The sequence below is a fragment of the Rhodococcus sp. ARC_M6 genome (assembly GCF_022810305.1).
Taxonomy (GTDB): Bacteria; Actinomycetota; Actinomycetes; order Mycobacteriales; family Mycobacteriaceae; genus Rhodococcus_F.
Map to the genome: position 1 here is coordinate 1 of NZ_JALGQH010000014.1, position 24,752 is coordinate 24,752.

The following is a 24,752-nucleotide window of genomic DNA, read 5'->3' on the forward strand; positions in this document are numbered from 1 at the left end:
GGTGGCAATGGATTTCGGTCGCATCACGCTGGCCGACGACCTGGTTCTCTATCTGTTCGGAACACCGGGTCAGCGGCGCTTCTGGTTCATGTGGGACGACCTCATCACCGGCGCTATCGGGGCAGTCGTCCTCGTCGACACGCGACGGCTCGAAGACAGTTTTGCGGCTGTCGACTTCTTCGAAGCCCGTGGGCTTCCGTTCATTGTGGCGGTCAACCGCTTTGACGGTGCACCCATCCACTCGGCAAGCGATCTTCGTCAGGCTCTGGCACTGCCCAATCGAATTCCGTTGATCGAGATCGATGCGCGCAACCGTGAGTCCGCCAAACAGGCACTGATCGCGGTTACCGAATACTCACTCGAATTTCTTGCGGCCGCCGCTCTCGCTTGACCCAGCTTGACCAACCAACACCATTGGCACTGAAAGGAACTGGCATGTCGGATGAAATGCATCATTTCTCGATGGGACTCTGGCTGCTCGGACTCGCCTTCGTCGTTTCCGTCGTCGGATCGGTTGTCGGCTTGGCGTGTACGCGTCATTCCGCAGCCGCCACCCATACTGCGGCGCGGATGCGCTGGTTGTTCATGGGGGCTCTGTCTATCGGCGGTGTAGCAATCTGGCTGATGCACTTCATTGCAATGCTCGGATTTGCGGTACCCGGCAGCCCCATTCGATACAACCTGACTTGGACGATCGTCTCTGCCGTGATTTCCGTGACCGCCGTATTTGTCGGTCTCTTGATCCTCGGAACCACGTTCCGTTTGAGCAAGCTTCTCGCGGGCGGTCTCGTGGTGGGTATCGCGGTCAACATCATGCACTATCTGGGTATGCGCGCCTTACATTTTCAAGGCGAGATTCACTACAACATGTACTTTGTCGCGTTGTCGGTATTGATCGCCGTTGTCGCCGGCACCGCAGCGCTGTGGTTCACGATGGTCCTGGAATCCACGGTCCTGCGGTTCATTGCCGGTGTGATCATGGGAATCGCCGTCGTCGGAATGCACTACACAGGAATGGCCGCTGTCGAAGTTACTCACGATCCGTCGGCGCCGGCGCCACAAGGCCTCGAAGTGTTCGCGTTCCTGTTTCCCGTCTTCGTGCTCGGACTCCTGGCATTGGCTGTGCCGATTGTCGGAGTGCTTACTGCTCCCGACCGGGCAACCGCCCAAATGGAATCTGCCGCCGATGATCTCGCCTTCGAAGCCCGGGAGTTCGCCGACCGGTAAATCAGGACGAGATCGGGCCGTGCAGCTTTTCGTAGGCAGCTTTCTCTGCGTCCTGGCGCGACATCTTCTTCGCGTTCTCGAGATCTGCCGGCAATCCGTGGCGCTCGAGACGACGGGACCGGTTCTGCGCCATATAGGAAACTGAATAGAAGAGCGCCAGCAGCACACCGAGAAGGACCATCGACGCACGCAGTGCCCACGGGCCCGGAAACAGCATGAAGATGACGAAGACCGGCAGGAACGGCACCATACTGCGCACCAGGTGCCGGGGTACGGCCCAGTCACCGACCAGGTCGTTGCGTACCCATTCACGCATGGAATCGGGCAACTTGCGGCCAAACGAATAACCAAGCCACTGAATAGGATTCGGTGCGGCAGTCATAGTCTTCTCTTTCATTGGTCCAATGCGCCAGCGCGCAACGCGGCTTCGTTGACCCGAGTCAACACCGAGTGCAACTCTTCGAGTTCAGCCATCCCGACACCGAGTTTCTGCACCACGGCCGGCGGAATCTTTTCCGCCTCGACACGCAGGGCAGCACCGGCATCGGTCAGATCGACGTCCAACTGACGCTCGTCGGCGCGGCTGCGCGTGCGCGTGATCAAACCGGACGCTTCGAGCCGTTTCAGGAGGGGCGAGAGCGTCGGCGAATCAAGCTGGAGCGCTTGCCCGATTTCCTTGACCGCCATCGGAGTCTTCCCCCACAGCGCCAACATAACCAGATACTGCGGGTGCGTAAGCCCCATCGGCTCGAGCAGTGGCCGATACACCGACAACACCGCCCGATTGGCGACGGCAAGTGCAAAACACACCTGGCGGTCGAGTGCCAGTGGGTCGTATGCCTGCTCCTGCGTGGTCATAGCACTCAGGCTAGCAGATTAGTTAGTGCGATAACTAGTCTTGCACTAACTAATCTGCATGACTGTGGGCGACGCAACTGTGGGCAGAAGTGCGGAATAGGCAGCGAATCTCCCCGGTTGAACAGCTCCGTGACTCTTTCCCACGCTTCGACCACATCCTCCGCACTGCGCGGCCTGTTCGAGCCATTCGCGGTGAAATCGCTCTCGTTGCGTAACCGCTTCGCCATGGCCCCGATGACCCGCGCTTTCTCTCCGGACGGAATCCCCGGCGCCGACGTTGCCGAGTACTACCGGCGTCGCGCAGCCGGCGGCGTCGGCCTGATCATCACCGAAGGTACGTACATTCCGGACCCGGCCGCCGGACCCCACACACGAGTACCACGCATCTACGGCAGCGAGAGCCTCGACGGCTGGAAGTCAGTTGTCGACGCCGTCCACGCCGAGGGCGGATCGATCATTCCGCAGCTCTGGCATCTGGGTGTCGAACGTGGCGACAAGCCTCAGCTCAATCCGGACGTCCAGACCGTCAGTCCTTCCGGACTGGCATTGGACGGCACTCCGTTGGGACGGGAATTCACTTCCGCGGACCTCGAAGACTTGAAGCAAGCTTGGGTCGACGCCGCACTCAACGCGAAGAACACCGGCTTCGACGGCCTGGAACTCCACGGAGCGCACGGCTATCTGCTCGACGAATTCCTCTGGGCCGGAAGCAATGTTCGCACCGATTCCTACGGCGGATCACTGGAAGCCCGTACCCGATTCCCCGCTGAGGTTGTTGCTGCGATTCGCGAGGCCGTCGGAAACGAGTTTGCAATCGTCTACCGATTCTCACAGTGGAAGTCGGGCCAGTACGACGCTCGAATCGCTCAGAGCCCCAGTGAACTCGGTCGCATCCTCACTCCCCTTGTCGACGCAGGAGTCGATGTGTTGCATCCGTCGACGCGGCGTCACTGGGAACCCGCGTTTGCAGAACTCGACGGCGACGACGGCAAGCTCGGACTTGCCGGATGGACGAAGAAGCTGACGGGCCTGCCAACCATCACCGTCGGATCGGTCGGACTCGATTCGGTGTTCACCACCGCATTCACCGCCGACGCGGCATCCTCGGTCACCGGACTGGAACGTCTCGAATCTCAGTACGAGGACGGCGAATTCGACATGGTTGCCGTCGGTCGTGCACTCCTCGCCGATCCGGAGTGGGTGGAGAAGCTCCGTACGGGACGCACCGATGAACACATCGCGTTCACGGCAGAACACCGCTCGCATCTGAATTGATCTTTCAACGTCAACGGCGCTCCCACTCTGATGTGGGAGCGCCGTTGACGTTGAAATACTTGGTTCTAGCTTCCGAACACCGCCGGATCCGGACCGATGCGACCGGACGGGTCATCGAGAGCGCCGATGGCGTTGATCTCGTCCGGCGTCAATGCAAATCCGAAGACGTCGAAGTTCGCTTTGATCCGCGCGGGCGTCACCGACTTGGGGATGACGACGTTCCCGATCTGCAGATGCCAGCGAATGATCACCTGGGCTGTGGTGACGCTGTGGGCGTCGGCGATCTTCTTCAGGACAGGATCCGTCAGAACCGTGCCCTGGCCGAGTGGACTCCACGCCTCCGTAGCGATTCCCTTGCCTGTATGGAAGGCGCGCAGTTCCGACTGATTGAACTTGGGATGAAGCTCGATCTGGTTGAGGACCGGCACCTCGCCCGTCTCACCGATGACGCGTTCGAGATTCTCGATGGTGAAGTTGGAGACGCCAATGGAGCGAACCCGGCCATCGGCCTTGAGCTTCTGAAATGCCTTGAACGTCTCTACATAGAGGTCCTGTGACGGGACGGGCCAGTGGATCAGGTAAAGATCGAGGTAGTCGAGGCCCAATTTGTCGAGGCTGGCGTCGAAGGCTGCGAGCGTCGAGTCGTAGCCCTGATCGCTGTTCCACAACTTCGTAGTGATGTAGAGGTCACCGCGGTTTATGCCGGATTCTGCGATCGCACGCCCGACACCTACTTCGTTGCCGTAGATCTTGGCGGTATCGATACTGCGGTATCCGGCCTTCAGCGCGGTCGAGACGGCTTCCTGGGTTTCGTCGTCCGGAACCTGGAAGACACCGAATCCCAACGCAGGAATCGTCTTGCCGTCGGCCAGCACAATGCTCGGAACAGAGGTCACGTCTTGTGGTTCGGTCATACCTAGGCAACGCGGCACTCCGGTGGAGTGTTCCCGCACCTGCCCCCTTGTCCTGCCTGAAATGGCCGTCTACCTTGGAAGACAAGCCTTAGAATCGCCTCGAGAAAAGAGACGGCGATGAATGTTCCGTACCATCTCGCCTACAAAGTCGGAGTCACTCCGTGGGAGCACACGGGCCGCGGCTTCGACGCACAATTGTCAGCGCTCCTCGACAAAGTTCCCGTCCCCGAAAACGGACGTGCGCTCGATATCGGCTGCGGAACCGGCAGACATTCCATCGAAATGGCCGAGCGTGGTTGGCACGTCACCGGCGTCGACTCCGAGCAGGAACCCCTGGACAAAGCCCGTATCCATGCTCGCGAAGCCAGTACCACCATCCGATTTCTCCATGAGGATGCCGCCGATCTGCACATCGCCGTCGACCCGGGCAACATGCTGGTCCTGGACATCGGCTGTTTTCACGGGCTCAACGAGCACGAGCGTCATTCTTACGCGCAGTCGGTGAATGCCGTCACGGCGCCCGGCGCGTCGATGATCATGTTCGCTTTCAGCCACGGGCATCGCTGGCCGATGCCACATGGCGTTTCGCGTGACGACGTCGTGCGCCACTTCGACGGTTGGACCATGGGGTCCAGTGATCCAGCCGACGTGAGCGACGCCGGGCTTCCGGTTCGCGCGGCGCATCCCTGCTGGTACCACCTGGTTCGGCACTAACCCTGTGCGCCTTTATTAACCGCGGGCGGTAAATAAGGGCGCACAGCACAGGGGATACTTGACGGGTGACTGCAACACTGCGCATCAGCGGACTCTCAGCTTCCCGGGGCGAACGCACCCTGTTCTCCGATCTTGATCTCACCGTCGCTCCCGGCGACGTCATCGGCCTCGTCGGCGCCAACGGCGCGGGCAAGTCGACGCTCCTGACCGCGCTCGCCGGAACCGGGACTGCGGATGTGGAAGGTTCGATCACCCTGAGCCCACCCGACGCTGCGGTCGGCTACCTCGCCCAGGAACCGGACCGCATCGAGGGCGAAACCGTCCTCGAGTTCCTGGGCCGACGCACCGGAGTCGCGCACGCCGAAGAGGTCATGAATGCGGCTGCCGAAACCTTGGCCGATTCCGAAGAAGATCTGTACTCCCCCGCACTCGAACGGTGGCTGACGCTCGGGGGCGCCGATCTGCTCGAGCGCGCCGAAAAGGTTGTCGACGAGCTGGGTCTGGGTGTTCCCCTCGACGCCCACATGACCGCGCTCTCCGGTGGCCAGGCCGCTCGCGCCGGACTCGCGTCACTGTTGCTCTCGCGCTACGACATCCTGCTGCTCGACGAGCCCACCAACGATCTCGATCTGCGGGGACTCGAACAACTCGAGCGCTTTGTCGACGAAACCCGTGCCGCACTCGTGGTGGTCAGTCACGACCGTGAATTCCTCTCGCGCACCGTCACCGGAATCGTGGAACTCGATCTGGCGCAACAGAACATCGCGGTGTACGACGGCGGCTACGAGTCATACCTCGCCGAGCGTGAGATTGCTCGCCAGCACGCCCGTGAAGCGTTCGAGGAGTACGCGGGCACCCGCTCCGATCTCGAAGATCGCGCACAGATGCAGCGCAACTGGATGGAGCACGGCGTCCGCAATGCGCGTCGCAAAGCGAAGGACAACGACAAGATCGGCCGCGGATTGCGTACCGAATCGACGGAAAAGCAAGCGGCCAAGGCCCGTCAGACGCAGCGTCGTATCGAGCGGCTCGACGTCGTGGAAGAGCCCCGTAAGGAATGGGATCTGCGAATGGAGATCGCGGCGGCCCCGCGTTCAGGATCTGTCGTGGCAACTACCAACGGCGCCAAGGTAACCCGCGGATCCTTCACGTTCGGGCCCGTCACCACGCAGATCGATTGGGGCGATCGCATCCTGATTACCGGCGCAAACGGCGCCGGCAAGACGACACTACTGAATGTTCTCCTGGGCAAGCTTGTTCCGGACGAGGGCATCGCATCCCTCGGATCCGGTGTGGCGATCGGCGAAATCGACCAGGCCCGTGGCCTTTTCGAGGGCGATCAGCCGGTGGTCGAGGCTTTCGGTGCTCAAGTTCCGGAGTGGCCGGATGCTGATGTCCGGACGTTGCTCGCAAAATTCGGCCTGCGCGGGCACCACGTACTGCGGTCGGCGCAGTCTCTGTCTCCCGGCGAAAGAACCAGAGCAGCATTGGCTTTGCTTCAGGCGCGCGGCGTGAACCTTCTGGTCCTCGACGAACCCACCAATCACCTCGATCTACCGGCAATCGAACAACTCGAGCAGGCGATGGAATCGTTCGAGGGCACCCTTCTGCTTGTCACACACGATCGCCGCATGCTCAGTTCCACGCGAAGCACCCGTCGTTGGCGCATGGATGGCGGGCAACTGTTCGAGGAGTGACCAACTGGGTCGAATAATTCGCGCGCTTGCGCAGACATCACGCGTGTGCAACTATTTATGAGGCGTACGCAATAGTTGCATGCGCGCTATAGGTGGCCGAATGCACACAAAGCCGTCGGCTCGCCTCTCCGAGAAAGGCACCCCAGAAATGTTGTCGATCCCCGAAAACACGCTCACGCACGGAACAACCGGCGAGCCGATCACCATCCCCCAACTCGGGTACGGCGTATTCCAGGTTCCGGATTCACAGACCGAGGACGTAACCGGCGAAGCCCTCGACATCGGCTACCGCCACATCGACACCGCCGCAATCTACGGAAACGAATCCGGCGTCGGCCGCGCCATCGCGGCGTCGAGTATCCCCCGGCAGGAACTGTTTGTCACCACCAAATTGTGGAACGACGACCAGGGCCATGACACCGCACTCGCAGCCTTCGACACCAGCCTGGGCAAGCTCGGCCTGGACTACGTGGATCTGTACCTGATCCATTGGCCCGCCCCGGAAAAGGGCCTCTTTGTCGAGACCTGGGCGGCATTCGAGAAGATCCTCGCCTCCGGTCGCGCCCGCGCCATCGGCGTCTCCAACTTCTTGCCGGAACACCTCGATCTGCTGGCCCAGCACAGTTCGATCACACCCGCCGTCAATCAGATCGAACTACACCCGAGGCTTGCGCAGCACACGTCACGGGAGTACGCCCAGTCTCGCGGCATCGAGATCGAAGCCTGGAGTCCACTGGGCCAGGGAACCATCCTCGACGATCCGACGATCGCCAAGATCGCTGCGGCACAAGGCAAGTCCGTGGCTCAGATCATCCTCCGCTGGCACATCGAGCAGGGACACACCGTACTGTCGAAATCAGTGACTCCGGCACGCATGCGCGACAACGCCGACATCTTCGACTTCGCGCTCACCGCAGAAGATTCGGCCGCGATCGCCGGCCTCAACACCGACTCTCGCGTCGGACCGAACCCACTCGAACTCAACTGACCGAACGAGCCAGCGTCAGCAGTACCGAGTCGACGGATTGCTCGGCGAGTAGCTCATCCAACGGCAGATGGCGGAACAGGGCCCGGTAATAGATGGGCGCCGCCAATGCATCGAGAACAAAATCCAGGTCGAAGTCGTCGCGGATCTCACCGCGAGCACGAGCCGATTCCAACACTGCTGCAGTCGAATTGCGTCGCGGCTGAAAAAAGTTCGCCTGGAAATCGCGGGCCAATTCCGGATCTGACGCCAGGTCTGCAACCAACGCCGGCAGAACGGCACCCACGACAGTATCGCGCAGGCCGACAACCAACGTCGAGATACCGGCGACCAGATCCGCTCTGAGATCGCCGGTATCGGGCGTCGGATGGGTACCGATCTGCGCCTGGACCACATCCACGACCAAATGCCGCTTCGACGGCCAACGTCGGTAGATCGCCGGGCGATGCACTCCGGCTCTCGTTGCTACCGACCCGATGGAAAGCTCGCCATACCCCTTCTCCCCCAACAACTCCAGAGTCGCAGAAAGTACAGCGTCGTCAATTCGCTCGTCGCGACTGCGAACCATCTACAGCACCGGCCTCGGCATGAGCACCAGTCGCCATCCGTCGGGATCTTCGAAAGTCATTCCCGCATTCTCCGCCCAATACGGATTCTCGGATTCGACGGGTTCATGTCCGGCCTCGCCAAGCCGCTGCACAACCTTGTACATCGCATCCTCTCCGGCGAAGTACAGAACCAGAAGATTGTCGGCGCTGGGCGCGGGGCACGGACTTCCGTCGACGTGAGTAGTGAACTCGAGGTGATAGTTCGCGTCGGGTAGCCCGAGCATGATGCCGTCGAAGCCGGCGTGCCCGGAAAATCGATACAGCTCGCGAAGTCCGAGGCAATCGCGATAGAACGCAATCACTTCTTCCAGCTTGTCGGTGGGGCGGGCGACTCGTACTTGGACGACCGCCAGATTGTCAGGCCACGTTGTCATATAAAAACGGTACAGTACGTACCGTAACAAATCTGGGTCGGGCTTGTTCGCCCAAAAAAATCGGACGACCATGCCGAATACCGTCTACAAACGATCATTCTCCGGAAACGGCGCTTTGGGCATGAATCGGGGACGCGCAAACAGCACCGACAGATTGGTCGGCTGAGATTCCACCGGCCGGTCCGATCGATACAGCAGCGCCCGTTGCGGCAGGCTCACCCACTCACTGACAAAGATGTCTCCGATCCGCTGGACCGGAACATGCGAGCCGTCTTCGAGTCGAACTGTCACATCAGCTCCGGCGTCGGACTGTCCGTAGACAACCCACCAGGATTCACCCTCGACGTCACCGGGAGTGTGTTGACCGATGCCGATGACTGCGCCCTTTTCCAGGCGGTCGTGCCAGATTTTCTCGCGCGAGGCAGGCGCCACGCTGTAACTATCATCGCTGCGAACGGATACGGCAACACGGGACTTCTCGAGCACCAACTCCTCGACAACCAACTTTTCGGTAACCACCGGCTCGCCCCTTTCGGTTTGGCCAAGCCTAACGCGGTCGACCCTTCCAGGATGGGAACCGGACACGCTGCACAGTTGCGAACATTGACAAACTGTTGTGTTTTTACAACACTTTGATAGATGAGCCCAGTCCGCCGGGGAGACTCACTCCCCATCTTCAATCGAATCGCGGTGCTTCGCGCCGAGCGGAAGATGAGTCGGATCCAGCTCGCACAACTTGTCGACGTCAATCCGCAGACAGTCGGTGTACTCGAACGCGGCGACCACTATCCCAGCCTGGACCTCGCATTTCGGATCTCCGATGTTTTCGATCTCCCGGTCGAAGCAGTGTTCTCTCGTACGGAGTTCAGCCCCCTGTCCACAGAGGTCTACCGATCCGACCACTATCCCGAGGAGAGTGAAAAGCCAGGTGTCTGAAACAAATCTGATCGATCGCTACCAGGCTCACCGCACTCGAAGGTTCCTGCAGAACGAGGAAGTGTTCAAACACTGGTTGCCCACCTGGAGAACTCGCCGCCGACGACGCGTTCTGGTGCGGGCGCTCAGCCTCGTGTTCGTCGTGATGATCGCAGTGGCCGTCGCATGCCTGTTCAACACCATGGTCGCGCTGGTATGGCCCGTGATCACCATTGTGTTCATGGCACTGTTCACGTCGTTGCAAGTAGTTTCGGGACGCCAAGGCGACGCCCCGAGGCAAGCGCTGGACGAATGGGAAATCCAGCAACGCAACAATGCTCGCTCCATTGCATTGACCGTGACCCAATCGTTGGTGTTCTTTGTCGCGATATTCCTGATTTTTACCTCGTCGGTGGGTTGGAATGTAGAGAAACTTCCGTATACAGGAGGACTGCTTGCAATCACCGCGATGCTGATCGGCGCATGCACACCGGCAATGATTCTCGCCTGGACCCAGCCGGATCCGGAACCTGGCGACACCGACTAGCCGAACCCACGCCTGCACCACGTAAGAGCAACACCCGAACGATGAGAAGGAATCATGGCCTCAACCCTGACAATCGACGGAATCTCGAAACGCTACGGCGACGTCGTAGCGCTCGACAACCTCAGCTTCGAAGTGCGCCCCGGCGAGATCTTCGGGTTTGTCGGCAGTAACGGCGCCGGCAAGACCACGACGATGCGCATCGCCCTCGGTGTCCTCGCAGCAGATTCGGGGGAAGTACGTCTCGGCGGCAATCCCGTAGACCTCGACGTACGACGCACCATCGGATACATGCCCGAGGAGCGTGGCCTCTATCCCAAGATGAAGGTAGGCGCCCAGCTCGCCTATCTTGCCGAGCTGCACGGACTTTCGAAGGCAGATGCCCGAACGGCAACCACCTTCTGGACCGAGCGCCTCGGTATCGCCGACAGAGCCAAGGACACCGTCGATTCGCTCTCGCTGGGCAACCAGCAGCGAGTTCAGCTCGCCGCTGCTCTGGTGCACGATCCAGCGGTACTTGTTCTCGACGAACCGTTCTCCGGTCTGGACCCGGTTGCCGTCGACGTCATGAGCGACGTATTGGTGGAGAAGGCCCGCACCGGTGTACCGGTCATCTTCTCGAGTCACCAACTCGAACTCGTGGAGCGCCTCAGCGACCGCGTCGGCATCATCAGCCGTGGCAGTATGCGCGAGGTCGGAACAGTCGACGAACTCCGCGGCAAAGGCAACACGCAACTCGAGATCCTTGCACCCGACGCCCCACCCGGCTGGGCTGATCATCTCATCGGTGTCAGCACCGTCAGCCACCGCGACGGACGCACACTTCTCAGTGTCGACAATGCCGCCGACGACCAGCAGATTCTGCACGCCGCCCTGAAAACCGGTCCGGTGCATGAATTCACCCGTCATCGTCCCTCCCTGACCGACTTGTTCCGAGAGGTGGTTTCAGCGTGAGCACTCCGCTAAGCGGTACCCGCGCCATTGGTTTGGTCGCCAAGCGCGAATTCACCACCCAGATTGCCAAAAAGAGCTTTCTGATCAGCAACATCATCATTCTGATCGCGATTATCGGCGGCATCATCGCCTTCTCCTTGTTCTCCGGGGGCGACGAGGATAAGTCGAAGATCGGTCTGGTTGGAAGTCAGTCACTTTCAGCTGCCCTTGTCAGTAATGGCGAAGCCATCGGCACCGGCGTCGAGGTCACAGAAGTCAGCGACGAAGCGACGGCCCGCACCCGTGTGCAGGACGGGGACCTCGATGTTGCGGTCATCCCTTCCGCCAACGGCGGCGCCACCGTCATCACCAACAAGGAGATCACCACCAACCTCCGCGCAATCATCGAAGGTTCCGTGGCCGGGAAAGCGCAGTCGGAAGCACTGACCGAAGCCGGCGTCGACCCCGCGCAGCTCGCCGCGTCCACTGCAGGCGCTAAGGTCACCCTGGAAACCTTGGATCCGCCGGATCCCGAACAGGGACAACGCATTGCGCTCTCGATCGCTGCTGTCGCCCTCCTGTACATGCAGATCATGCTGTTCGGAACGTACGTTGCGATGGGTGTTGTCGAGGAGAAGTCCAGCCGTGTCGTCGAACTCCTCCTCTCGACTCTTCGCCCGCTGCAGCTGTTGTGGGGGAAGGTCATCGGGATCGGCGCAGTCGGATTGCTCCAGCTAGCCGCCTATGCCATCGCCGGGGTGGGCACCGGCCTGGCCACCGGAATGTTGACCGTGACCGGTACCGCGATCGGTGTTCTGATCGGTACAGTCGGCTGGTTCATCCTGGGCTTCGCATTCTTCGCTGTCCTCTATGCTGCAGCAGGTTCCATGGTTTCGCGGCAGGAGGACGTCAACGCAACGGCCGCGCCGCTGGTCATTCTCATCGTGGCAATGTTCGGTATCGCGTTCTCCACCGTCGGAAACCCCGAGGGCACACTGAGCAATGTACTGAGTTGGATTCCCCCGTTCTCGGCCATCCTCATGCCGTTGCGTATCGCCGCCGGAGTTGCGACGCCGTTCCAGATCGTCGGAACGATTGTCCTCATGCTCACGGTCACCGTTTTGTTCTCGATCATCGCCGCAAAGATCTACCAGCGCTCCATCCTTCGTATCGGCAAGGTTGTCTCCTGGAAAGAGGCCTTCGGGCGCTGACCTCACTGCCGGGCCGGGGCCGGTAGGTTCGTCCGGGACGAAGTAATCGGCGAAAACGGAGGGTGCTGTGCGTATCTCGGCCCAGGAACTACTGACTCACGTGCTTGATCCTGGGAGCTTCGACTCCTGGGATACCGAGCCACTCGACGTCCATCCGGGGCCCGAATATGCAGCAGACCTCGCCAGCGCCCGAGCGAAGAGCGGTGCCGACGAGTCGGTGATGACCGGCGTCGGCACCGTTCGTGGGCGGCGAGTAGCGATAATCGCGTGCGATTTCAGCTTTCTCGCCGGTTCCATCGGTGTCGCGGCTGCAGAACGAATCGTCTCGGCTGTCGAACGTGCCACGGCGCAGCAACTTCCACTCCTCGCCTCGCCGACATCCGGCGGAACCCGAATGCAAGAAGGCACTGTCGCCTTCGTGCAGATGGTCAAGATCGCGGCGGCAGTCGCCGTCCACAAGGGCGCTCATCTCCCCTATCTCGTGTACTTACGCAACCCCACTACCGGCGGAGTCTTTGCATCCTGGGGTTCGTTGGGCCACATCACCATTGCGGAACCCGGTGCGCTGGTGGGCTTTCTCGGGCCACGCGTGTACGAGGCCCTTTACGGCGAGAAGTTTCCCGACGGCATCCAGACGTCCGAGAACCTGTATCGCAACGGCGTCATCGACGGCGTGGTTCCCGTCGAGCGCTTGCGCCTGCTGGTCAATCGAGCGCTGTGTGTACTCAGCGATCCGCCGACACCGACTACCCTCTCTCTTGCGGAGGCGCCAGAGCTCCCGGACGTACCGGCCTGGCAGTCGGTAATGCTCTCGCGGCGTTCGGATCGCCCCGGAATCCGGCAACTGCTGCGTCATGCTGCCACCGAACAGGTACCGCTCAGTGGCACTGGTCAAGGCGAGACCGACAAGACGATCCTGCTCTCGCTCGCACGTTTTCGTGGCTACCCTTGCATCCTGCTCGGGCAGGATCGAAGTGGTCAATCTGCGCTCAACACCATGGGCCCGGGAGCCCTGCGCGAGGCCAGGCGCGGCATGAAATTGGCGGAAGAACTTCAACTTCCGCTCGTTCTTGTCATTGACACACTCGGGGCTTCATTGTCCAAGGAAGCCGAAGAGCGCGGGCTGGCTCCTGAAATCGCGCGCTGCATCGCGGATCTCGTGATGTTGAAAACGTCGACCGTGTCGGTAATTCTCGGCCAGGGTACCGGCGGCGGCGCCCTAGCTCTCCTGCCGGCCGATCGCGTCCTCGCCGCACAGAACGGTTGGCTCGCACCGCTCCCTCCCGAAGGTGCCAGCGCCATCGTGCACCGCGACATCACGCATGCCCCCGAAATGGCCGCGGCTCAGGGAATTCGATCGTCGGATCTTCTCCGCGACGGAATCGTCGACGCTATTATTCCCGAAATGCCTGATGCTGCCGACGAGCCTGTCGAGTTCTCCAAACGCGTCGGAGCAGCGATCGCGCACGAGCTCGCACGCCTGACCGAAGAAACCACCGTCGACAGGACCACTGCGCGGATCGCTCGCTATCGAAATTTGGGAGTACCCCGATGACGCCGAGACCGACGACACCGCAGACAACGGACCAGAAGACGATCACCGTGAAGACACTGCCGCACAACTACGACCGCGCAGCGCTCGCACGATTCGAAGTGTTTCTTTTTGCTTCGGTAGCAACGGTACTCGTCACCCGCGGATACCTCGCTGCCATGGGATACCCCCAGATCGGCGGCGGCGGACTGCATGTCGCGCATGTCCTCTGGGGTGGACTTTTGATGGCTGTCGCCATTGTCATGACTGCCATCACGGAAGGGAGCCGGATCCGTGCTCGCACTTGCTTGATCGGCGGCATCGGATTCGGCCTGTTTATCGACGAGGTGGGAAAGTTTGTCACCTCCGATGTCAACTACTTCTACCAACCTGCAATCGCAATCATGTACGTCGTCTTCGTTCTGTTTTACCTGATAGCACGTGAAATCGTGATCCGGCGAGGACTGAACGACCGACATCGACTTGTCATCGGTTCACGAGCATTGTCAGACCTGGCGCTCGGGCAGTTGGACGAGGTTCATTACCACCACGCTCTGCGCGTTCTCGACGGAATACGAGATCCCGAACTCGCGGATCTGGCCGGGTCGATCAAGACCGGACTGCACTCGCACACCCCGACTGGCGGCGGTGTCGAATCGCAGCTCACAAATTGGCGAAATTCCGTCTCCACTCGCCTCACCGCAGTCCTCGGACATCGCATTGTCCGTCGAATCGTGTTGGCGCTTTTTATCGTGGAAGCACTGGGTTCGATAGCCACCGCCGTGATCGCAATGTTCACAAAAGTGGAGATCGTGGCCGAGGATGTCTCGGATCTTGTTGTTCTCCTATCGACCGCAACTTCGACGATCTTGGTGATTCTGGGCGTGTGGTTCCTATTCCGCAACCGCTATCTACGAGCCTTGCGACTGCTCCGGGCATCGATCGTCATCAGCCTCCTTGTGACTCAGGTGTATCTGTTCACGCAAGATCAATTCGGAGCGCTCACCGGCTTTGTACTGTCGCTCTTCATGCTGGCCGTTCTGCGTGTCACCATCCGAACCGAGGAGGCAGCAGCAGAAGCTGCGCCTGATCGCAGCCTCGAAATGCGTCACTGACCGACAGTTCCGGCCCGCCCAGCGCACAAGAGTGGGCTTCCGGCTTCTGACGTCCTTCTTTCGCGGTCCTCGAGTAAAGTGCAACAAGTCAGCGGTACCAGAAGGTCATGAGAGGACCCACGTCGATGAGCGAGCGCGAGCAGACGGCCCACACCACCTATGCCGACGCGTATCGCGAGAGCATGGAGCAGCCGGAGCAGTTCTGGCTCGATGCGGCTCGCGCTGTGGACTGGGATATTGCCCCCACCAAAGCTCTCGACGACTCCGCAACGCCCGTCTACCGCTGGTTCCCGGATGCTTCGCTGAACACGAGCTTCAATGCTCTTGATCGCCACGTACGCGACGGACGCGGAGACCAGACGGCACTCATCTTCGATTCAGCGATGGTTCCGGCCAAGACGTCGTACACGTACTCCGAACTGCTCGAGCAGGTTTCACTGTTCGCTGGTGTCCTGCGCGATCAGGGCGTCGTCGCCGGAGACCGCGTCATCATCTACATGCCGATGATCCCCGAGGCTGCGATTGCCATGCTGGCCTGCGCGCGCATCGGCGCGGTGCACTCCGTGGTGTTCGGCGGATTTGCCGCCAAGGAACTCGCAACACGTATCGACGACGCCGGCCCGGTGGTGCTGGTGACAGCGTCGGGTGGCCTCGAACCCGGGCGCACCATCGAATACCTGCCGATGGTCGAGAAGGCTCTGCAGCTTTCCGCCACTCCGGCTCACACCGTCATCGTCAAGAATCGTGAACAGATTCCCGGATCCGCTGCCGACTACAAGTCCAGTGGCGCAGCGTGGTTCGACTGGGACGAGTTGATCGCCGACGCCACTCCCGCGGATCCGGTCTCCGTTGCTGCGACGGATCCGCTGTACATCCTCTATACCTCGGGTACCACCGGTAAGCCCAAGGGCGTTGTTCGTGACAACGGCGGACACGCAGTGGCGCTCACCTGGACGATGAAGAATCTGTACAACATCGAACCAGGTCAAGTCTGGTGGACTGCTTCCGATGTCGGCTGGGTGGTCGGCCACTCCTACATCGTCTACGGCCCCTTGCTCGCGGGCGCAACCACCGTCATGTACGAGGGCAAGCCCGTCGGAACCCCGGATGCCGGCGCCTTCTGGCGCATCATTTCCGAATACAAAGTGTCGGCCCTGTTCACCGCTCCGACGGCGATTCGCGCTGTCCGCAAGATGGATCCTGATGCGGAAGAGCTTGCGAAGTACGACATCTCGTCTCTGGACACGTTGTTCGCCGCCGGAGAGCGCCTCGATCCCGACACCTACGAGTGGGCAACCCGCGTATTGGATCGTCCCGTCGTCGACCACTGGTGGCAGACCGAAACCGGTTGGGCGATCTGCGCCAACCTCCGCGGTCTCGAACCCATGGAGATCAAGGCCGGCTCCCCCACCGTCGCCTGCCCCGGCTATCGCGTCGAAATCGTCGACGGCAAAGGCGAACTCGTGGGACCGGGCACCGAAGGCAACATCGTCATCGGCCTGCCGCTACCTCCCGGAACGCTCGCCGGACTGTGGCGCGACGACGATCGATATGTCAGGTCGTACCTCTCCACCTTCGACGGCTACTACCTCACCGGCGACTCGGGCTACATCGACGAGGACAACTACGTGTTTGTGCTCGGCCGCAGCGATGACGTGATCAACGTTGCCGGACATCGCCTTTCGACGGGAAGCATGGAAGCCGTCGTTGCCGGCCACCCGGCCGTCGCGGAGTGCGCCGTCATCGGTATCCACGACGAACTCAAGGGACAGCGGCCCAGCGGCTATGTCGTCCTCAAGTCCGGCGTGGACATCGACCCCGACACACTCCGGAAAGAATTGGTAGCCCGGGTCCGCGATCAAATCGGTGCTGTTGCCACGTTCCGCGATGTGACCGTCGTGCAGGCGCTCCCGAAAACTCGATCCGGCAAGATCCTGCGCAAGACGATGCGTCAGATCGCGGACAACGAGGAGTACACCGTGCCGTCGACTATCGAAGACATGTCCGTTCTGGATGATCTAACGAAACTTCTTCGGGGATAGCAATTTTCACGATTCCCCCTACCCGATCCAGTACGAGCACGCAGTATGAGGATGTTCTGCGATTTCAGTACTTCAATCGGGTAGGGGAAGTTTCATGGGCACATTGGACGGACAGGTAGCGTTCATTACCGGAGCAGCACGCGGGCAAGGCCGCGCGCATGCAGTCAAGCTTGCTTCGGAAGGCGCCGACATCATCGCGGTAGATCTCTGTGCGCCTGTTGCCACGGCCGGATACGACATGGCGACCGAATCGGATCTGGCCCAAACGGTGAAGCTGGTCGAGGCACAGGGCCGACGCATTTCTGCCTCCGTCGCCGATACCCGCGATCTTGATGCTCTGAAGGCGGCAGTCGACGCCGGGGTCGAGAAGTTCGGGCGTCTCGACATCGTCATCGCCAATGCCGGCATCGCCGCGTCGGCAAAGCTGTCCTGGGATCTCAGTCCCGAAGAGTTTCGCGAGTTGATGGACATCAATGTCACCGGCGTCTGGTTGACCACCAAGGTATCCATCCCACACATCATGAACGGCAACCGCGGCGGATCGATCGTGCTGATCAGCTCGATGGCGGGGTTGCGCGGCGTTCCGGGCATCGTTCATTACTCGGCGTCCAAACATGCCGTCCGCGGATTGGCGAAGTCACTGGCCAACGAACTCGGTTGGGCCGACATTCGCGTCAACTCCGTTCACCCCGGCAATGTACGCACCACGATGATCGACAATGAACCGATGGTCCGAGGATTCCGACCGGACCTGGAAAATCCGGTTCTGGAAGACACTGCACCTATCATGTCGAAGCTGAATTTGCTTCCACATCCGTGGGTGGACCCCGAGGTGATCGCGGACGCGGTGTTCTATCTGGTGGGGCCGGCGGGACGGGGAATCACCGGAATCGCGTTGCCAGTCGATCTTGGGACGTCTGAGAAATTCGCCGGCGGATAAACGCCAGCGAGTTCGGGACACAAAAAAATTGCCGCTGCCGGATGGGTCTCGAGCACCATCCGGCAGAAGCAATTCTCGGCTTGATCAAGCCTTCGTAGCAACAGAACAAGTAGTCGGCAACCTCATAGGCGCTCCTCGTCTGAAGTAGGAAACTCATGTGTGGGATGCGCAACAAACCCAAGACCAACAATAGATCCATTTTCGCCAAACCGCGCGTCAAACGGCAGTATTTTTTCAGATTCAGACAATCACGGCAAGCCTCTCATCACCTACGATCGACAGAAATCGCTCAACGCAGGGGGAACGCGCTATGTCCGTCAGTTACACCGTGTCCGATCCGATTCATGGGGATGTCGATGTCCTGTTCGACCCCGAAACGGGCGTCGTAGAAGTCAGCAACGGAGGTTCCCTCGCGACCCTGACGCGCACAGTCAGCTCCCCACATCGCGAGGGCATTCCGATCGGTACCCGCGCCCAGTCCGAACTGTCGCTCACTCTCGACGGCGACGCTGGGAAGCTCGAGGTAGGCAAGGGCGTTTTGTCACGTCGTTCGTACACGGTGTCGGCTGTCGTCGACGGATCGACGCTGACTTTCGTCCCGGTCGACGACGCAAACAGTGCCTTCATTCGCGACGGGAATCGTCTTGCATTGTTCTCGAAGGACGAGGAGACGGATCCTCGGCGCACGGACGCGGTCTGGACGACACCGCCGACTCGCAACGAACTCGTCGTCGGATACGCGCTGGCCGAGGCGTTCGATTGTGGCGCACTGAACGGGGCCGTTGCACTATTCGAATCCCTGATACTCGGCACTCCGCAATAGTGCTCAGAGCAGGTGAATCACCAGAAGGATCACCGCGATAGCCGGGAACAGCATCTGCACGACCGCGGCGCGAGCTTTGTCCGGCGAGGAGAGAATCAGGACGAGTCCGGCCGCAACCATCGAACCCGTGCCGGCCAATACAAGCGTGATTCCGACGGCTGCAGAACCCGTAGCCGCGATCACGATGCCGATCACGGTGACGACGGCCAGGAAGAGGTTGTAGAAGCCCTGGTTGAACGCTAACGGCTTTATGGTGAGCGCTTCTTCCTCGGACTTCACACCGAACGTCGCCCGAGTCTTCGGTGCCGTCCAGAGGATCGATTCGAGAACAAAAATGTACACATGTACAACGGCTGCGAGCGCCGCGAAGATGTAGCCGGCAACGTTCATCGGTGGACTCCTGAATGTGCAGATGAATTTTGTATCGGTCAGTTCAATATATACTGGATCGGACGATACAGAAAGGGTTGAGTTCGATGGGCCGATCACAGGAATTCGATACCAAGACCGTCGTTGCCGCAGCTCTCGACGTGTTCTGGTCGCGTGGATACGAGGGCGTGTCACTCACCGACCTCGAAACAGTAACCGGCTTGAGTCGGTCCAGCCTCTACAACTCTTTCGGCAACAAACGTGGTCTCTTCGATGCCGCCGTCACGATGTACCTCGATTACGTCATACGTCCACGCCTGCGCGGACTGACCGAAAATCCGGGCGTCGACGCCGTGGATAAATACCTCTACTCACTGAGCGTTGCCATCGCCGCCATGACGCCGGAATCACCACGTCGCGGATGTCTGCTCCTGAACACTGCCACCGGTATGGGCGCGCATGACGACGCGCTCGCCGAAGTGGTCCGCAATTATCGCCGAGAACTCTCCGACGCACTCCGGTCCGGATTGATCGCGATATTTTCTGATGCACCGGCTCTCACACTCGATGATCGAACCCGAATTCTGCTGTCCTGCACGATCAGCGCGCTAATCCTGGCCCGAGTCGACACACTGCAGGCAATCGCAATTCTGGAGTCTGCCCGCCGAATCACCATCGAGTGGCAGAGTTAAACCGAAACCTTCGGTGCGAGAACCTGGTCCACCAACTCGGAAACCCGTAGCAGGGACAAGGGTTCAAGGTCGAACAATATGCGGTAGACGATCGGTGCGACAACGTGATCCACCACCGAATCGCCATCCACCGCAGAAGCTTCGGGCCAGCGCGCAAGAATCACATCGATCTGGGTGCGACAGAAAAACGCGCATTTGAACTTCTTCGTACCGTCTGGCGCTAGCGCTTGATCGTCACTCATCAGCACATCACGAAGCGCGGCACGCCCCACCGACGTCGACATCTCTTCGAGGTATTCCTGCGACCACGCCGTCAAATCCCCACGCAGCGAACCGGTCTCACGTGGCGGAGCGTCGGGACGCAACTGCTCGATCGACACGTCGGCAAAGACCTCGTTGATATCGCCCCAGCGCCGGTAGATCGTAGACGGAGTGACACCCGCATCAGTCGCAATCATGGGCACGGTGATATCGGCCCGCTCATGCCACTCCAACAGCGCACGAGCAGACGCGCGCACGGCCTGTTGAATGCGTGCACTGCGGCCACCGGGGCGCGGACCTGCGGTCGGAGTCATAGATCCGATACTAACGCAAAGATATTGCGTTAAGCCAGGGCTGGGCGTACCGTCCTAAAAGCAAAGAATTTGCGTTTGATCCCCTTAGCCGTACCGAAAGCCCCACGCGATGACAACAACCGTTTTACAGAAGACTGTGGGCACCACACGCCCCAGCCTCGGCCGTGGCGCCTCGTTCACACTCATCGCGGTCATCATCGCCACCTTCCTCGGCGCGTCCGCTACTCCAACCCCTCTGTATGAGCACTACCAGCAACTGTGGGGATTCTCCTCGCTCGGATCGACGCTCGTCTTCGGCATCTACGCTCTGGCACTGCTCGCGACGCTATTGACGGCCGGGTCACTGTCCGACCACATCGGCCGTCGGCCAGTCCTTCTCGGAGCCCTTGCCCTCGAAGCATTTTCGCTGGCTCTCTTCGCGTCGGCCGACGGCTTGACCATGTTGCTCATTGCCCGCGTCATACAAGGGATCGCTACCGGCGCTGCCATCAGCACGCTGGGTTCTTCCCTCATCGACCTCGAACGCACACCGGGACGGGGCGCAGTCATCAACAGCGTTGCTCCGACGGTTGGCCTGGCCGTCGGCGCTGTGGGTTCCAGCCTCATCACCGAACATCTCCCGCGCCCCACCAGCACTGTCTATCTTGTCCTCCTCGTCATCGTCATACTCGAAATCCTTGGTGTCTGGGCAGTTCCCGAAACTTCCGGCGGACGGTCCGGTGCCTGGAAATCCATGAGGCCAACCCTCTCTGTTCCACGGGAGGCGCGCACGATGATCGCGCTGACTGCACCGTGCTTGATTGCAGTCTGGGCGCTGGGTGGCTTCTACCTCTCACTCGGGCCAGCCTTGGCGCGCAACGCACTTGACGTCCACAGCTCGTTCATCGGCGCGGTCATGGTCGCCACACTCACCGGATTCGGTGCCGCCGCTGTGCTCACGTTCCGCAGTCTCGGCGGTCGGACAGTCATGCTGATCGGCACCACCACGTTGATTCTGGGCGTCGGAATCACCCTTTTGGGTGCCGAAATCTCTTCCACCGTGGCGATTTTTGCCGGAACTGCCATCGCAGGAGTTGGATTCGGGGCAGGCTTCCAGGGAACGATTCTCACCGTCATGCCACTCGCCGACAATCACCAGCGGGCAGGCCTACTGTCCACCGTGTACGTCATCGCCTACCTCGCCAATAGCCTTCCGGCATTGGTCGCGGGCTATCTCGTCGGCAAGATCGGACTGGTCGACACCACCCGCGGCTACGGCGCGTTTGTCATGGTCTTGGCGGCAGCGGCATTGATCGGACTCCTGGCCACCGGCGAGCGGAAGACGTCGGTGCCGTCGGTCATCGAGTAGTCGCCCCGCTCAGCCCTTGATCTCGGCGTACCGCTTCAGCGCCTCCTCACGCTCGTGAGCGTGGTCCACGATCGGATCCGGATAGCCCACTGGGCGTATCCCTTTCGGTGAATGCACAGCTTTACCCGGAATCCCCCGCAGTTCGGGAACCCACCGCCGAACGTAGTTGCCTTCGGGATCGAACTTCTCACCCTGCGTGGTCGGATTGAACACCCGAAAGAACGGTGACGCATCGGTTCCCGAACCGGCGGTCCATTGCCAGCCATGCTGATTGGATGCCAAATCGCCGTCCACCAGGTGCGCCATGAAGTGGCGAGCACCGCGCCACCACGGAATATGCAAGTCCTTCACCAGGAATGACGCAACGATCATCCGGACCCGATTGTGCATCCAATGCTCGGACGCCAGTTGACGCATCCCGGCGTCGACGATCGGAAAGCCTGTCTTACCCTCGCACCATGCCTGAAATGCCACGTCCGAGTCGGTACCGCGGTCGTGGCGCAAACGGTCGAACTTCGCGTCGTAGTTTTCGCGCGCACTGTCCGGCCGCTGAAACAGGATGTCCGCGTAGAAATCTCGCCAGGCCAGCTGGCGACGGTAGGCTTGCGGTCCGTCGCCGGTACGCCTCGATAAATCCGCCAACATGGTTCGCGGATGAATGGTGCCGTATTTCAAGGGAATCGACATCCGACTCGTCGTATCGAGGTCGGGCCGGTTGCGTTCGTCGTCGTACCGAACAAGACTGTTCTCGCAGTAGTCTTTCCACTGTTCGAGCGCGCTGATCTCACCGGCCGGGTAGAGAATCTTCCCGTTCGCCGCGGGAATTTCCTCACGCGGAGGTCCACCATCGAGATCGTCCGGATCGAGCCATCGGACTGTCTGCGCATCTGTTGCAGCCGGTCCTCGCCAGCCATGTTCCATCCACCGACGGAAATACGGTGTGAATACCTTGTACGGATCGCCGTCTGCTTTGGTGACGCGCCCCGGCGCAACGGCGTAGGGCGATCCCGTCGCGATCAGGTCTATCTGCCTCACCACCGCCGCATCTCGCCGCCGTCCGTACGGTCCATAGTCGGCACTGATGTGAACTTCCTTGGCACCAACGGATTCCGCTACGCGTGGGACCACGTCGACCGGATCACCGCGAACAACCATCAGACGTCCGCCCAGTTGCTGGTCGAGCGCCGTCAAATTGGCAAACAGTTGATCTTGGCGGGGCGATCCCGCCGGCCCGAGCAGCTTCTCGTCGAGGACGAACAGCCCCAACGCTTCTCCCCCGGAATCAGCTGCAGCAGTGAGCGAAGGAAGATCGCTTACCCTCAGGTCACGGCGAAACCAGACGACAGAGTTGTTCACACCCTCGAGCCTACCGACTACTCAGCGCGGGCTCGGGCTCCGACACCAGCGATGGCGCCTTCTTCATTCCCGCAACCACGCACAACGTAATTCCGACGGCAATCCAGCACGTCAGCACCAAAATTGGCTTCGCCGCACCATGGCCGTCGAAGAACGCCAACGAACGGACCGCAGCACCAGCAGCACCCGGCGGGAGCAACTGCCCGAAGGCGCCCCAGCCTGCCGGCAGCCACGCGCCCGTGGTTGCCATTCCGGAAAGCGGGTTGGCCACGAACATCATGAGAACGGCCCCGAGCGCGAAACCCTTCATACCCAGCAAGGATTCAAGACCCAGAATGGTCAGGGAAATCGCGGAAATTCCCAGTGCGAGAGCCAATGAGGTGAGGACATAGTTGCCGTCCAGGCTGTGGGTGCCGAACTGCAGAATGGCCGTCAAAGCAAAGCCCGCGACCACCGCGATACCGGTGGCGCTGGACACCCGCTTGCCGATACTGCGCGGAAACAGTTGCACCAGAACAATAGCGGGCATCATGCCGCCGAAGACCAGCGGCAAAGCGAGAGCGGTGAGCCCGGCGCCGGCCGGGTCGTCCTTCGTCAGAGGAACGACGTCTTCGACGACCACCTCGGTCCCGGAAGCTTCGGACAGTGCACTTGCCACGCCGGTCAGGGTTTGAGCAATGGGCGTACCTCCGGCGGAAGCGATCAACATTCGTGAACCATTCGCATCCACGACAATTCCGCCGACCACGTCCCGGTTTCGGATTGCGTCGCGAACAGCATCCTCGTCAGCGAACTCGTCGAACGCGAATGCACCCGGCTTGTTCTCGCCGAGCGACGCCGTGATCTGCGTCGTCGCCGGGGCGGGACCGGCGATTCCCAGCTTCAATCCGTGCGCGCCACTGTTGACCGAAGGCAAGACAAACGCCAGGAGCATAAGACCGATGACGGCGGAGAGGCCGAGCACCACGGCCAGTAGTTTCTTGCCGTCCTTCGGATCGGAGACAGTCTCCATGAATAACCCCTTCGCAAGTGGAGGATTTCCCTCCGGCTCTTGTGGAAGATATTCCTCCGGTTATGATGTGTTGTCAATACCGGAGGTGTGAAATGAGAGCCGATGCGCTCGAACGCAGGAATGCGATAGTCGGGGCCGCGCGCGCGGTGTTCACACAGCGCGGGCACGACGCGCCGCTCGACGCCGTTGCCGAACTCGCCAATGTCGGCATCGCCACGCTCTACCGAAATTTTCCGACGCGCGAGGACTTGGTGACGGCCGTTGCCGTCGCGACGCTCACCGACGCTCGAGAAGCCGCCGAAACCGCACTCGCAGGAATGCCAACCGATCCGAGTCTGGCCTGGCAAAGCTTGGTAGACCGACTCGTAGAGCTGAAGTTGGGCGCGCTCATCCCGGCACTGGTCGAGCGTAGTTTCGCGGAGTTCCCACCGAAGGTTCTCGAGGCCCGCGAACTGACCAAAACCCAGATGACCGCCGCAATCCGCGCCGCACAATCCGCCGGACTCGTCCGGCCTGACCTGCACCCATTCGAGTTCGTCCTGGCTCTGGCCCGGCTGACCCGCCCCCACCCCGAACTGTCGGACGAGGCGATACCGAACCTCGTTCCACGGCTGGTTGCCATATTCGTGGCAGGCCTACGACCGGACGGCACCGACTTGCCGGTCTGATTAACAAAACTGCCATTCCTGGCAGT

General features: G+C 60.7%; 28 protein-coding genes. 18 read left to right on the top strand and 10 right to left on the bottom strand.

What is annotated here, in order from left to right; translation table 11 throughout:
- A partial coding sequence (locus MTX36_RS15890) for an ATP/GTP-binding protein (protein WP_243620706.1) occupies positions 1–391 on the top strand: 391 nt, incomplete at its 5' end.
- A gap of 44 nt (positions 392–435) precedes the next feature.
- Complete coding sequence (locus tag MTX36_RS15895) at positions 436–1,227, top strand: MHYT domain-containing protein (protein ID WP_243620707.1); 792 nt, start codon at positions 436–438, stop codon at positions 1,225–1,227.
- Between the two features lies 1 nt (position 1,228).
- Here the strand turns inward: MTX36_RS15895 and MTX36_RS15900 are convergent, their stop codons facing one another.
- Together MTX36_RS15900 and MTX36_RS15905 are read right to left on the bottom strand one after the other, a co-directional pair.
- The gene (locus MTX36_RS15900; protein ID WP_243620708.1) at positions 1,229–1,609 is read right to left on the bottom strand and encodes a DUF5313 family protein; all 381 of its coding nucleotides are present in this window, start codon (positions 1,607–1,609) and stop codon (positions 1,229–1,231) included.
- An 11-nt stretch (positions 1,610–1,620) separates the two neighbouring features.
- Positions 1,621–2,085, bottom strand: coding sequence for a MarR family winged helix-turn-helix transcriptional regulator (locus MTX36_RS15905; RefSeq protein WP_243620709.1), 465 nt, complete (start codon positions 2,083–2,085; stop codon positions 1,621–1,623).
- Between the two features lie 129 nt (positions 2,086–2,214).
- On the opposite strand from MTX36_RS15905, the gene MTX36_RS15910 reads away from it, so the two are divergent.
- Positions 2,215–3,360 (top strand): NADH:flavin oxidoreductase, encoded by a 1,146-nt coding sequence (locus MTX36_RS15910; protein WP_308198230.1) that lies wholly within the window; start codon positions 2,215–2,217, stop codon positions 3,358–3,360.
- Positions 3,361–3,425: 65 nt separating this feature from the next.
- On the opposite strand, the gene MTX36_RS15915 is transcribed toward MTX36_RS15910, so the two are convergent.
- Positions 3,426–4,274 (bottom strand): aldo/keto reductase, encoded by an 849-nt coding sequence (locus MTX36_RS15915; RefSeq protein WP_243620710.1) that lies wholly within the window; start codon positions 4,272–4,274, stop codon positions 3,426–3,428.
- Between the two features lie 117 nt (positions 4,275–4,391).
- On the opposite strand from MTX36_RS15915, the gene MTX36_RS15920 reads away from it, so the two are divergent.
- The 3 genes from MTX36_RS15920 to MTX36_RS15930 all read left to right on the top strand — a co-directional run bounded on the left by MTX36_RS15920 (position 4,392) and on the right by MTX36_RS15930 (position 7,673).
- Positions 4,392–4,988, top strand: coding sequence for a class I SAM-dependent methyltransferase (locus MTX36_RS15920; RefSeq protein WP_243620711.1), 597 nt, complete (start codon positions 4,392–4,394; stop codon positions 4,986–4,988).
- 65 nt (positions 4,989–5,053) lie between these two features.
- Positions 5,054–6,685, top strand: a complete 1,632-nt coding sequence (locus MTX36_RS15925; RefSeq protein WP_243620712.1) for an ABC-F family ATP-binding cassette domain-containing protein — start codon at positions 5,054–5,056, stop codon at positions 6,683–6,685.
- Positions 6,686–6,833: 148 nt separating this feature from the next.
- On the top strand, positions 6,834–7,673 hold the full coding sequence (locus tag MTX36_RS15930; RefSeq protein ID WP_243620824.1) for an aldo/keto reductase: 840 nt from the start codon (positions 6,834–6,836) through the stop codon (positions 7,671–7,673).
- On the opposite strand, the gene MTX36_RS15935 is transcribed toward MTX36_RS15930, so the two are convergent.
- The 3 genes from MTX36_RS15935 to MTX36_RS15945 all read right to left on the bottom strand — a co-directional run bounded on the left by MTX36_RS15935 (position 7,666) and on the right by MTX36_RS15945 (position 9,171).
- Positions 7,666–8,238 (bottom strand): TetR/AcrR family transcriptional regulator, encoded by a 573-nt coding sequence (locus MTX36_RS15935; protein WP_243620713.1) that lies wholly within the window; start codon positions 8,236–8,238, stop codon positions 7,666–7,668. The two genes, MTX36_RS15930 and MTX36_RS15935, sit on opposite strands and share 8 nt — an antisense overlap.
- Positions 8,239–8,652 (bottom strand): VOC family protein, encoded by a 414-nt coding sequence (locus tag MTX36_RS15940; protein ID WP_243620714.1) that lies wholly within the window; start codon positions 8,650–8,652, stop codon positions 8,239–8,241.
- A gap of 84 nt (positions 8,653–8,736) precedes the next feature.
- A complete protein-coding gene (locus MTX36_RS15945; protein ID WP_243620715.1) occupies positions 8,737–9,171 on the bottom strand; it encodes a hypothetical protein in 435 nt (144 codons plus the stop codon).
- A gap of 120 nt (positions 9,172–9,291) precedes the next feature.
- Here MTX36_RS15945 and MTX36_RS15950 point away from each other — a divergent pair, with 120 nt between their 5' ends.
- From MTX36_RS15950 to MTX36_RS15990, 9 genes are all read left to right on the top strand, one after another.
- Positions 9,292–9,588 carry a helix-turn-helix transcriptional regulator gene (locus MTX36_RS15950; RefSeq protein WP_243620716.1) on the top strand — a complete coding sequence of 99 codons (297 nt, stop codon included), beginning with the start codon at positions 9,292–9,294 and terminating at the stop codon, positions 9,586–9,588.
- Positions 9,581–10,114: a hypothetical protein gene (locus MTX36_RS15955; protein ID WP_243620717.1), complete on the top strand. Its 534-nt coding sequence runs from the start codon at positions 9,581–9,583 to the stop codon at positions 10,112–10,114. The genes MTX36_RS15950 and MTX36_RS15955 overlap by 8 nt, the downstream gene beginning before the upstream one ends.
- 54 nt (positions 10,115–10,168) lie before the next feature.
- Positions 10,169–11,065, top strand: a complete 897-nt coding sequence (locus MTX36_RS15960; protein ID WP_243620718.1) for an ABC transporter ATP-binding protein — start codon at positions 10,169–10,171, stop codon at positions 11,063–11,065.
- A complete protein-coding gene (locus MTX36_RS15965; RefSeq protein ID WP_243620719.1) occupies positions 11,062–12,255 on the top strand; it encodes an ABC transporter permease in 1,194 nt (397 codons plus the stop codon). The genes MTX36_RS15960 and MTX36_RS15965 overlap by 4 nt, the downstream gene beginning before the upstream one ends.
- A 67-nt stretch (positions 12,256–12,322) precedes the next feature.
- The gene (locus MTX36_RS15970; protein ID WP_243620720.1) at positions 12,323–13,810 is read left to right on the top strand and encodes a carboxyl transferase domain-containing protein; all 1,488 of its coding nucleotides are present in this window, start codon (positions 12,323–12,325) and stop codon (positions 13,808–13,810) included.
- Positions 13,807–14,901 (top strand): hypothetical protein, encoded by a 1,095-nt coding sequence (locus MTX36_RS15975; protein WP_243620721.1) that lies wholly within the window; start codon positions 13,807–13,809, stop codon positions 14,899–14,901. The genes MTX36_RS15970 and MTX36_RS15975 overlap by 4 nt, the downstream gene beginning before the upstream one ends.
- Before the next feature lie 107 nt (positions 14,902–15,008).
- Positions 15,009–16,943: a propionyl-CoA synthetase gene (locus MTX36_RS15980; RefSeq protein ID WP_279394690.1), complete on the top strand. Its 1,935-nt coding sequence runs from the start codon at positions 15,009–15,011 to the stop codon at positions 16,941–16,943.
- 94 nt (positions 16,944–17,037) lie between these two features.
- Positions 17,038–17,883, top strand: a complete 846-nt coding sequence (locus MTX36_RS15985; RefSeq protein WP_243620723.1) for a mycofactocin-coupled SDR family oxidoreductase — start codon at positions 17,038–17,040, stop codon at positions 17,881–17,883.
- 310 nt (positions 17,884–18,193) lie between these two features.
- On the top strand, positions 18,194–18,706 hold the full coding sequence (locus tag MTX36_RS15990) for a hypothetical protein (RefSeq protein ID WP_243620724.1): 513 nt from the start codon (positions 18,194–18,196) through the stop codon (positions 18,704–18,706).
- Positions 18,707–18,709: 3 nt separating this feature from the next.
- Here the strand turns inward: MTX36_RS15990 and MTX36_RS15995 are convergent, their stop codons facing one another.
- The gene (locus MTX36_RS15995; protein ID WP_243620725.1) at positions 18,710–19,096 is read right to left on the bottom strand and encodes a DUF1304 domain-containing protein; all 387 of its coding nucleotides are present in this window, start codon (positions 19,094–19,096) and stop codon (positions 18,710–18,712) included.
- 86 nt (positions 19,097–19,182) lie between these two features.
- Between MTX36_RS15995 and MTX36_RS16000 the strand changes: the two genes are divergently transcribed.
- Positions 19,183–19,767, top strand: a complete 585-nt coding sequence (locus MTX36_RS16000) for a TetR/AcrR family transcriptional regulator (protein ID WP_243620726.1) — start codon at positions 19,183–19,185, stop codon at positions 19,765–19,767.
- Here the strand turns inward: MTX36_RS16000 and MTX36_RS16005 are convergent.
- Positions 19,764–20,342, bottom strand: a complete 579-nt coding sequence (locus MTX36_RS16005) for a TetR-like C-terminal domain-containing protein (RefSeq protein ID WP_243620727.1) — start codon at positions 20,340–20,342, stop codon at positions 19,764–19,766. The genes MTX36_RS16000 and MTX36_RS16005 overlap by 4 nt on opposite strands.
- Before the next feature lie 109 nt (positions 20,343–20,451).
- Here MTX36_RS16005 and MTX36_RS16010 point away from each other — a divergent pair, with 109 nt between their 5' ends.
- Positions 20,452–21,690: an MFS transporter gene (locus MTX36_RS16010; RefSeq protein ID WP_243620728.1), complete on the top strand. Its 1,239-nt coding sequence runs from the start codon at positions 20,452–20,454 to the stop codon at positions 21,688–21,690.
- A gap of 9 nt (positions 21,691–21,699) precedes the next feature.
- Here the strand turns inward: MTX36_RS16010 and MTX36_RS16015 are convergent, their stop codons facing one another.
- Both MTX36_RS16015 and MTX36_RS16020 read right to left on the bottom strand, forming a co-directional pair.
- On the bottom strand, positions 21,700–23,046 hold the full coding sequence (locus MTX36_RS16015) for a deoxyribodipyrimidine photo-lyase (protein ID WP_243620729.1): 1,347 nt from the start codon (positions 23,044–23,046) through the stop codon (positions 21,700–21,702).
- Between the two features lie 10 nt (positions 23,047–23,056).
- Entirely contained in the window at positions 23,057–24,058 is a 1,002-nt protein-coding gene (locus MTX36_RS16020) for an ABC transporter permease (protein WP_243620730.1), read from the bottom strand.
- A 92-nt stretch (positions 24,059–24,150) separates the two neighbouring features.
- On the opposite strand from MTX36_RS16020, the gene MTX36_RS16025 reads away from it, so the two are divergent.
- Positions 24,151–24,726 carry a TetR/AcrR family transcriptional regulator gene (locus MTX36_RS16025; protein WP_243620731.1) on the top strand — a complete coding sequence of 192 codons (576 nt, stop codon included), beginning with the start codon at positions 24,151–24,153 and terminating at the stop codon, positions 24,724–24,726.
- The last annotated feature ends 26 nt before the right edge of the window (positions 24,727–24,752 follow it).